Source organism: Azonexus sp., from assembly GCF_036170495.1.
GTDB lineage: Bacteria > Pseudomonadota > Gammaproteobacteria > Burkholderiales > Rhodocyclaceae > Azonexus.
In genome coordinates, this window is record NZ_JAVHPH010000415.1 from 1 (window position 1) to 9,446 (window position 9,446).

General features: G+C 64.6%; 8 protein-coding genes and 1 pseudogene. All 9 read left to right on the forward strand.

Annotated features, from left to right (window positions below; genetic code table 11):
- Nucleotides 1-34: 34 nt before the first annotated feature.
- Nucleotides 35-1,405, forward strand: coding sequence for a UDP-N-acetylmuramoyl-tripeptide--D-alanyl-D-alanine ligase (locus ADADOO_RS15230; protein ID WP_511278351.1), 1,371 nt, complete (start codon nucleotides 35-37; stop codon nucleotides 1,403-1,405).
- Entirely contained in the window at nucleotides 1,405-2,508 is a 1,104-nt protein-coding gene (mraY, locus tag ADADOO_RS15235) for a phospho-N-acetylmuramoyl-pentapeptide-transferase (protein WP_511278352.1), read from the forward strand. The genes ADADOO_RS15230 and mraY overlap by 1 nt, the downstream gene beginning before the upstream one ends.
- Before the next feature lie 3 nt (nucleotides 2,509-2,511).
- The gene (gene murD / locus ADADOO_RS15240) at nucleotides 2,512-3,864 is read left to right on the forward strand and encodes a UDP-N-acetylmuramoyl-L-alanine--D-glutamate ligase (RefSeq protein WP_511278353.1); all 1,353 of its coding nucleotides are present in this window, start codon (nucleotides 2,512-2,514) and stop codon (nucleotides 3,862-3,864) included.
- Nucleotides 3,861-5,024 carry a putative lipid II flippase FtsW gene (gene ftsW / locus ADADOO_RS15245; RefSeq protein ID WP_511278354.1) on the forward strand — a complete coding sequence of 388 codons (1,164 nt, stop codon included), beginning with the start codon at nucleotides 3,861-3,863 and terminating at the stop codon, nucleotides 5,022-5,024. Before murD ends, ftsW begins: the two co-directional genes overlap by 4 nt.
- Nucleotides 5,021-6,079: an undecaprenyldiphospho-muramoylpentapeptide beta-N-acetylglucosaminyltransferase gene (gene murG / locus ADADOO_RS15250; RefSeq protein WP_511278355.1), complete on the forward strand. Its 1,059-nt coding sequence runs from the start codon at nucleotides 5,021-5,023 to the stop codon at nucleotides 6,077-6,079. Before ftsW ends, murG begins: the two co-directional genes overlap by 4 nt.
- Complete coding sequence (gene murC, locus ADADOO_RS15255; protein WP_511278356.1) at nucleotides 6,080-7,471, forward strand: UDP-N-acetylmuramate--L-alanine ligase; 1,392 nt, start codon at nucleotides 6,080-6,082, stop codon at nucleotides 7,469-7,471.
- 57 nt (nucleotides 7,472-7,528) lie between these two features.
- A complete protein-coding gene (locus ADADOO_RS15260; RefSeq protein WP_511278357.1) occupies nucleotides 7,529-8,434 on the forward strand; it encodes a D-alanine--D-alanine ligase in 906 nt (301 codons plus the stop codon).
- Between the two features lie 8 nt (nucleotides 8,435-8,442).
- Nucleotides 8,443-9,183: a cell division protein FtsQ/DivIB gene (locus ADADOO_RS15265; RefSeq protein WP_511278358.1), complete on the forward strand. Its 741-nt coding sequence runs from the start codon at nucleotides 8,443-8,445 to the stop codon at nucleotides 9,181-9,183.
- A 4-nt stretch (nucleotides 9,184-9,187) separates the two neighbouring features.
- A pseudogene (locus tag ADADOO_RS15270) lies at nucleotides 9,188-9,446 on the forward strand (cell division protein FtsA); the annotation flags it as partial.

A 9,446-nucleotide genomic window follows, 5' to 3' on the forward strand; every position in this document is an offset into this window, starting at 1 on the left:
CCTTGCGCCGTCCTCAATCGAAGGAGGTAGCGGCATGAAGTGGCTGCTCTCACAAGTCGCCGAGGCGACCCATGGCCGTCTGATCGGCCGCGACGTCGAGGTCACCGGGGTGTCGACCGATACCCGTACCGTCGCCGATGACCAGCTATTCATCGCCCTGAGCGGCGACCGTTTTGACGCCCATGATTTTCTCGACCAGGCCGTGGCGGCAGGTGCCGTCGCGCTCCTGGTCTCCGCTAAAAGCAAGGTGCCGGCGGGCGTATCGGCCGTTGTTGTCGATGACACCCGCCTCGCCCTCGGCCGTTTCGCCGCCGCCTGGCGCGCCCAGTTCACCTTGCCGGTGATCGCCGTGACCGGTTCGAACGGCAAGACGACGACCAAGGAAATGGTTGCGTCGATTCTCAAGGCGGCCTATGGCGCGGCCGTGCTGTCCACGCGTGGCAATCTCAACAACGACATCGGCCTGCCGCTCACCCTGCTTGGCCTGCGCCTGTCGCACCGCGCCGCGGTCATCGAGATGGGCATGAACCATCCCGGTGAAATCGCCTACCTGGCGCCGATTGGCGCGCCGACCGTGGCCCTCGTCACCAACGCCCAGCGCGCCCACCTCGAAGGCATGGGCGACATGGACGAAGTGGCGCGCGAAAAGGGCAGCATCTTTGCCGGCCTGCAGCCGAATGGCGTCGCCGTGATCAATGCTGACGACAGCTATGCCGATGTCTGGCGCGGCATGGCCGGCCAGCACACCGTGCGTACTTTCGGCATCGACCACGCTGCCGATGTGCACGCTGCTGTCCGCCAGCACGGCCTCGAAATCGGCATCGAACTGACTGCCGCCGAAGGCGAAGCGGCGATCACGCTGCACATCCCCGGCCGTCACAACGCCCGCAACGCCGTCGCCGCAGCCGCTGCCTGTCTGGCTGCCGGGGTGCCGATGGCCGCCGTGGCCGCAGGGCTGGAGGCCTTTAGCGGCGTCAAGGGCCGCCTGCAGCGCCGGGCCGGCAACAAGGGCGCCGAAATTCTCGACGACACCTACAACGCCAATCCGGATTCGGTCCGCGCCGGCATCGACGTCCTTGCCGCCACTATCGGTCGCAAGCTCTTCGTGCTCGGCGACATGGGCGAAATCGGCGAGGCCAGCGGCCAGTATCACGACGAAATCGGCGGCTACGCCAAGAGCCAGGGCATCGACCGCCTGTTCGCGCTGGGCGATGCCTCGCAACTGGCCGTCCGCAACTTTGGCGAAGGCGCCCGCCATTACTGCAACATCGACAAGCTGATTGCGGCGGTCGACAAGGAGTTGGGCCCGGAAACCACGGTGCTGGTCAAGGGCTCGCGCTTTATGAAAATGGAACGCGTGGTCGACGCGCTCGCTGCACCGGCAACCGCCGAGGAGAAAAACTGATGCTGCTGGCTCTTGCCCAATGGCTCGCCCAGGACGTTCGCTTCTTCAACGTCTTCAACTACATCACGCTGCGTACCGTGCTGGCGGCGATGACCGCGCTGCTTATCTCGTTTGCCGCCGGGCCGGGTGTCATCCGCTGGCTGGCCGCCAAGAAGATCGGCCAGGCCGTGCGCAACGACGGGCCGCAAACCCACCTCGTCAAATCGGGAACGCCGACCATGGGCGGCGTCCTGATCCTGATCTCGATCGGCGTCACGACCTTGCTCTGGGGCGATCTGAGCAACAAGTACGTGTGGACCGTGCTCGTCGTTACGCTGGGCTTCGGCATCGTCGGCTGGTACGACGACTGGAAGAAGGTCGTTTATCGCGACCCGAAGGGCCTGTCGGCCGGCTGGAAGTATCTGTGGCAATCCGTGCTCGGCCTCGGCGCCGCGCTGTTCCTCGCCTACTCGGCCAAGTCCGGCGCGCAGACCGAACTGATTGTGCCCTTCTTCAAAACCATCGCCTACCCGCTTGGCATCATCGGCTTCATCACGCTGACCTACTTCGTCATCGTCGGCACCAGCAACGCGGTGAATTTGACTGACGGCCTCGATGGCCTCGCCATCATGCCGACCGTCATGATCGCCGGCGCCTTCGCCATCTTCGCCTACGTCACCGGCCACGCCGGGCTTTCCAAGTACCTGCTCATTCCCTACGTGCCGGGGGCGGGCGAGCTGTGCATCCTGCTCGGCGCCATCGCCGGGGCCGGGCTCGGCTTTTTGTGGTTCAACGCCTATCCGGCCGAAGTCTTCATGGGCGACGTTGGCGCGCTGTCGCTCGGCGCGGCGCTCGGTACCGTCGCCGTCATCCTGCGTCAGGAAATCGTGCTGCTCATCATGGGCGGCGTCTTCGTCGTCGAAACGCTGTCAGTCATGTTGCAGGTCGGCTACTTCAAATACACCAAGAAAAAATTCGGCGAGGGCCGCCGCATCCTGCGCATGGCGCCGCTGCATCACCATTTCGAACAATCGGGCTGGAAGGAGACGCAGGTCGTCGTCCGCTTCTGGATCATCACCATCATGCTCGTGCTGGTCGGGCTGTCTTCGTTGAAGTTGCGCTAGAACATGGAACTTCGCGGCAAACGCGTTCTGGTTGTCGGGCTCGGTGAGTCCGGACTGGCGATGGCCAAATGGCTGCATCGCCAGGGCGCGTTGGTCCGCGTCGCCGATTCGCGTGACAACCCGCCGAACGTCGAGGCCTTGCAACGCGTTGCACCGGGCGCCGAACTGATCGCCGGGCCGTTTGCCGAGGCGCTGTTTTCCGCTGCTGACCTCGTCGCGCTGTCGCCGGGCGTTCCGAAGGCCACCCCGGTGATTGCCACGGTCGACCGGAAAATAGTGTCAGAAATCGAATTGTTCGCCGCCGGTGTGCGCGAGCAGGTGCCGGGTTCGAAGATCATCGCCATCACCGGCAGCAACGGCAAGACCACCACGACCGCGCTGACCGCACATCTGCTCAACGGCGCCGGCGTATCGGCTATCGCCTGCGGCAACATCTCGCCGTCGGCCCTCGATGCGTTGATGGACGCGCAGGATGCCGGCAATTTGCCGCAAGTCTGGGTCGTCGAACTGTCCAGCTTCCAGCTCGAAACGACACACCACCTGAACGCCGAAGCGGCCACCGTCCTCAACGTCTCGGAAGATCACCTCGACCGCTACGAAGGCAGTCTGGCCAACTACGCCGCCGCCAAGTCGCGCGTTTTTCTGGGCAAGGGCGTCATGGTGCTGAACCGTGACGACGACTGGTCGATGGCCAACGGCCGTTGCGGCCGGACGATGGTGACTTTCGGCCTGAATGCCGCACCGCGTGGCGTCGATTATGGCTTTGCCAACGGCGCCATCTGGCGCGGCAAGGAAATGCTCGTCGCCTTGGCCGACCTCAAGCTCTCTGGCCTGCATAACGCCGCCAACGCCATGGCTGCGCTGGCCCTGTGCGAAGCCATCGGCGTTGCGCCGGCTGGCCTGATCGATCCGCTCAAGTCTTTCTCCGGCCTTCCGCATCGCGTCGAAACCGTCGCCGAAATCGGCGGCGTGCTCTACGTCGATGACTCCAAGGGCACCAACGTCGGCGCTACGCTCGCCGCTATCGAAGGCATGGGCCGCAAGGTCGCCATCGTCCTGGGCGGCGATGGCAAGGGCCAGGACTTTTCGCCGTTGAAGCCCGCCCTCGAAAAACACGGCCGCGCCGTCGCGCTGATCGGCCGCGATGCCGCCGCCATCGGCATGGCGCTCGAAGGCAGCGGCGTGCCGACCCGCATTCTTGGCGACATGGAAGCAGCTGTCCGCTGGCTGGCCGGTTACGCGCAAGCTGGCGATTGCGTCATGCTCTCGCCGGCTTGCGCCAGCCTCGACATGTACAAGAATTACGGCCACCGCGCCCAAGCCTTCATCGACGCGGTAAAGGGGTTGCAAGCATGATGCTCGGCGCCCTCGATTCGCCGCGCCGGCAAGTCGCCGAGATCGACTACGCTTTGTTGTGGAGCGTGCTGATCCTGCTCTTCGCCGGGCTGGTCATGGTCTATTCGGCCTCGATTGCCATCGCCGAAGGCGGTCGTTTCACCGGCCACCAGCCGGCCTACTACCTGGTCCGCCACGGCGTCTTCCTGTGCATCGGCCTGGTCGCTGCCGCCGTCACTTTCCAGGTGCCGCTGTCGCTCTGGCAGAAGAACGCGCCCTATCTGTTCATGATCGGCGTTGCCCTGCTCGCCCTCGTGCTGATCCCCGGCGTCGGCCGCGACGTCAATGGCGCCCGCCGCTGGCTGTCGCTCGGCTTCGCCAACCTGCAGCCGTCCGAACTCATGAAACTGTTCGCCGTGCTCTACGCCGCCGACTACACGGTGCGCAAGATCAACGTCATGCACGACCTCAAGCAGGCCTTCCTGCCGATGTTCGGCGCCATGGCCATCGTCGGCATGCTGCTCTTGAAGGAGCCGGACTTCGGCGCCCTCGTCGTCATCATCTCGATCGCCATGGGCATCCTCTTCCTTGGTGGCCTCAAGGCGCGCTTGTTCGCGCTGCTCATCGTCGGTCTGCTCATCGCCTTCGCGATCATGATCATCGTCTCGCCCTACCGGCGCGACCGGGTGTTCGGCTTCATGGACCCGTGGGCCGATGCCTATGGCCGGGGCTACCAGTTGTCGCATTCGCTGATTGCCTTCGGGCGCGGCGAATTGTTCGGTGTCGGCCTCGGCGCCAGCGTCGAAAAACTGTTCTACCTGCCGGAAGCACACACCGACTTCCTGCTCGCCGTGATCGCCGAAGAGCTCGGCTTGGTCGGCGTCGTGGCGATCATCGCCTTATTTGCCCTGCTCGTGCAGCGCGCCTTCGCCATCGGCCGCCAATGCGTCCAGCTCGACCGCCTCTACCCGGCGCTTGTCGCCATGGGCATGGGCATCTGGTTCGGCGTCCAGTCCTTCATCAACATGGGCGTCAACATGGGCCTGCTGCCGACCAAGGGCCTGACCCTGCCGCTCATGAGCTTCGGCGGTTCGGGCGTGTTGGCCAACTGCGTGGCACTCGCCATCCTCCTTCGGGTGGATTGGGAAAATCGCCAATTGATGCGCGGGGGCAAGCTATGAGCAAAACCATCATGATCATGGCCGGCGGCACCGGTGGCCACATCTTCCCGGCGCTGGCCGTCGCTCACTCAATGCGCGATGCCGGCTGGCGGGTTGTCTGGCTGGGCAATCCGGAGGGCATGGAAGCCCGTCTGGTGCCGCAGCACGGCTTCGAGATGGTTAATCTGAAATTTGCCGCGCTGCGCGGCAAGGGCATCCTGCGCAAGCTGCTGCTGCCGCTCAATCTGCTCAAGGGTTTTTGGCAGGCGTTCAAGGCCATTCGTCAGATTCAGCCGAATGTCGTGCTCGGCATGGGCGGTTACATCACCTTCCCGGGGGGCATGATGGCCGTGCTGCTCGGCAAGCCGCTGGTCGTTCATGAACAAAATTCCGTCGCCGGGCTGGCCAACCGCGTCCTGGCCGGTGTGGCCGATTGCATCGTGACCGGCTTCCCGAATGTGCTGAACAAGGGCATCTGGGCCGGCAATCCGGTGCGCCCGGAAATCGCCAAAATCGCCCCGCCGGCCGAGCGTTTTGCCGAACACACCGGCGCTTTGCGCGTGCTGGTCATCGGCGGCAGCCTCGGTGCCCAGGCGCTCAACGAAATGGTGCCCAAGGGCATGGCCCTGCTGGCGGAGAGCGAGCAGCCGCAAATCGTCCATCAGGCCGGCGAAAAGCATATCGAGGCGCTCAAGGCCAATTACGCCGCGGTCGGCGTCCAGGCCCATTGCGTTTCCTTCATCGAAGACATGGCCGGCGCCTACGAATGGGCCGATCTGGTTATTTGCCGTTCCGGGGCGTTGACCGTAGCCGAGCTGGCGGCTACCGGCGTGGCCAGCATCCTGGTGCCCTTCCCGCATGCGGTCGATGACCACCAGGCCGGCAATGCCCGGTTCCTGGTCAATGCCGGCGGCGCCTTCCTGCTGCCGCAAAACGAGCTGACGGCGGAGTCGATTGCGCTGATCCGCAACTATTCCCGCGGTCAACTGCTGGAAATGGCCGAAAAGGCCCGCAGCCTGGCCAAGCCCGAGGCCACCGAAGAAGTGGCGACTATTTGTGCAGAGAGCGCGAAATAAATGAAACATAAAGTCAAACACATCCACTTCGTCGGTGTCGGCGGTTCGGGCATGAGCGGCATTGCCGAAGTGCTGGTTCACCTCGACTACACGGTGAGCGGCTCCGATCTGGCGGCGAGCGCCACGACGCGTCGTCTTGAAGGCGAGGGCATCAAAGTCATGCTCGGCCACGCTGCCGAAAACATCGCCGGCGCCGATGCCGTCGTCACTTCGACGGCGGTCAAGGCCGACAATCCGGAAGTCGTCGCCGCCCGCGAAAAGAAAATCCCGGTCGTCCCGCGCGCCCAGATGCTGGCCGAGCTGATGCGCCTGAAGAGCGGCATCGCCATCGCCGGCACGCACGGCAAGACGACGACGACCAGCCTGGTCACCAGCATCCTGGCCGAAGGCGGCATCGACCCGACCTTCGTCATCGGCGGCCGGCTCAACGCCGCCGGCGCCAACGCCCGGCTCGGCAGCGGCGATTTCCTCGTGGCCGAGGCCGACGAGTCGGACGCCTCCTTCCTCTTCCTGTCGCCGGTCATTTCGGTGGTCACCAATATTGACGCCGACCACATGGAAACCTACGGCCACGATTTCGAGCGCCTGAAGTCGGCCTTCGTCGATTTCCTCAACCGTCTGCCGTTTTACGGCGTTGCCGTGGTCTGCGGCGACGACGCCAATGTCCGCGACATCCTGCCGCGCGTGCCGAAGCAGATCATCACCTACGGCCTGTCGCCGGAAAACAACTTTTACGCCGAGAACATCGTCGCCGAGGATGGCCGGATGCGCTTCGACTGTGTGCGCGTCAATGGCTCGACTTCGCGGCTGTCGATTACGCTCAACACGCCGGGCCTGCATAACGTGCTCAATGCGCTGGCCGCGATCGCCGTGGCAACCGAGGTGCAGGTCGCCGATGCGGCCATCGTCAAGGCGCTGGCCGAGTTCAAGGGCGTCGGCCGGCGCTTCCAGCGTTACGGCGAAGTGGCCTTGCCGGCCGGCGGTTCCTTCACGCTGGTCGACGACTACGGCCATCACCCGGTCGAAATGGCCGCGACGCTCGCTGCTGCCCGTGGCGCCTTCCCGGGTCGCCGCCTCGTGCTCGCCTTCCAGCCGCACCGCTACACGCGGACGCGTGACTGCTTCGAGGACTTCGTCAAGGTGCTGTCCACGGTCGATGCCCTGTGTCTGGCCGAAATCTACGCCGCCGGCGAGGCGCCGATCGTCGCTGCCGACGGCCGTTCGCTGGCCCGTGCCCTGCGTGTCGGCGGCAAGGTCGAGCCGGTTTTCGTCGAAGACATCGCGGCGATGCCGCAAACGATCATGGATGTCGCCCGCGATGGCGACGTGGTGTTGTGCATGGGCGCCGGCTCGATTGGCGCCGTTCCCGGGAAAGTGGCAGGTCAGGTATGAACTTCCACGGTCAACCCAAAAAAATGCCCAAAATTGAAATGCAGTCTGGAGCAAAGCATGTCTGAATTCGGCAAAGTCGCCGTCCTCTTTGGCGGAACCTCCGCCGAGCGTGAAGTTTCGTTGAGCAGCGGTTCGCGCGTCCTGGCCGCGCTGCAGGGCCAGGGCATCGACGCCCACGCCTTCGACCCGGCGACTCAGCCGCTCGACGCGCTGAAAGGCTACGACCGCGCCTTCATCGCGCTGCACGGCCGGCACGGCGAGGACGGCACGATCCAGGGCGCCCTGGAAGTCATGCACATTCCCTACACCGGCTCCGGCGTGCTCGCCTCGGCGCTGGCCATGGACAAGTTCCGCACCAAGCTGATGTGGCAGGCGGCGGGCCTGGCCATTCCCGAATACGCGCTGCTCACCGCCGATTCCGATTTCACCGAAGTCGAGGAACAGCTCGGCCTGCCGCTCTTCGTCAAGCCGGCCCGCGAAGGCTCGTCGATCGGCGTCACCAAGGTCAAGCAACGCGGCACCCTGCAGGCCGCCTACGCGGAAGCCGCCAAACACGACCCGCTGGTCATCGCCGAAAAGGGCGTCATGGGCGGCGAATACACGGTTGGCATCATCGGCGACGAAGCCATGCCGATCATCAAGATCGAGCCGGCCACCGAGTGGTACGACTACGAGGCCAAGTACAACCGTGACGACACCCGCTACCTGTGCCCGTGCGGCCTGCCGGAAGCCAAGGAGATGGAAATCCGCAAGGGCGCACTCGAAGCCTTCCGCGTCCTCGGCGGCCGGGGCTGGGGCCGGGTCGATTTCCTGATGGACGAGGAGGGCAAGCATTACTTCCTCGAAGTGAACACCGCGCCGGGCATGACCGACCATTCGCTGGTGCCGATGGCCGCCCGCGTCAACGGCATGGATTACCCAACGCTGGTCCGCCGTGTCCTCGAACTCGCTACCAACGACTGAGCCAATGAATGTGGAACAAACCGCACCTGCTGAACGCCATCGCCGACCTGCTCATGCTGGTCGCCGCGGCGGCGTTGCTGGCCGCCGGCGCGGTCTGGCTGGTGCGCGTGCCGTCGCTGCCGGTGCGCCACGTGGTGTTTGCCGAGCCACTGCCGCACACCCGGCGCGGCGAGGTGGAGCAGGTCTTGCCGGGGGCGTTGAAAGGCAATTTCTTCAGCCTGAATCTGGAGCTGGTGCGCGGCTCGCTCGAGAAACTGCCTTGGGTGCGCAAGGTGGAGGTTCGTCGTCGATGGCCGGACCGTCTGGAAATCGGGATCGAGGAGCACAAGCCGGTCGCCCGCTGGGGCGAGGGGCACGGCGAGTTGGTCAACAGCTACGGCGAAGTGTTTGCCGCTGGGCTGGCGGAGAGCGAGGCGAACGGTTTGCCCTTGCTGTTCGGTCCGAATGGAACGGCGCAGGACGTTTTGAAACATTACGGCGAGTTTGTCGGCGCGTTCGGAACGGTCGGCGAGAAGCCCGTCCAGGTGACGTTGTCGCCGCGTCTGGCCTGGCAACTCAAGTTGGAAAACGGCTTGCTGGTGGATATTGGCCGGGAGCAGCCGAAAGCGCCGGTCGGTGTGCGCCTGCAGCGGTTCATCGAGATTTATCCGGAAACGGTCGCCAAACGGGCGGTCCGGCCGGCCGTCGTGGATTTGCGGTATCCGAATGGTTTCGCCATGCGCATAGCGGGCGAGGGGAAGGGAAAGTAAGACTATGAGCAGGGACAACAAGGATCTGGTGGTGGGGCTGGACATCGGGACGTCGAAGATCGTCGCGCTGGTCGCCGAAATCAACCAGGAAGGCCATCTCAACGTCATCGGCATGGGCTCGCAGGATTCGCGCGGCCTCAAGAAGGGCGTCGTGGTGAACATCGAGGACACCGTGCACACCATCAGCCGCGTCGTCCAGGAAGTCGAACTGATGGCCGACTGCAAGGTGACCAACGTGTACACCGGCATCGCCGGCAGCCACA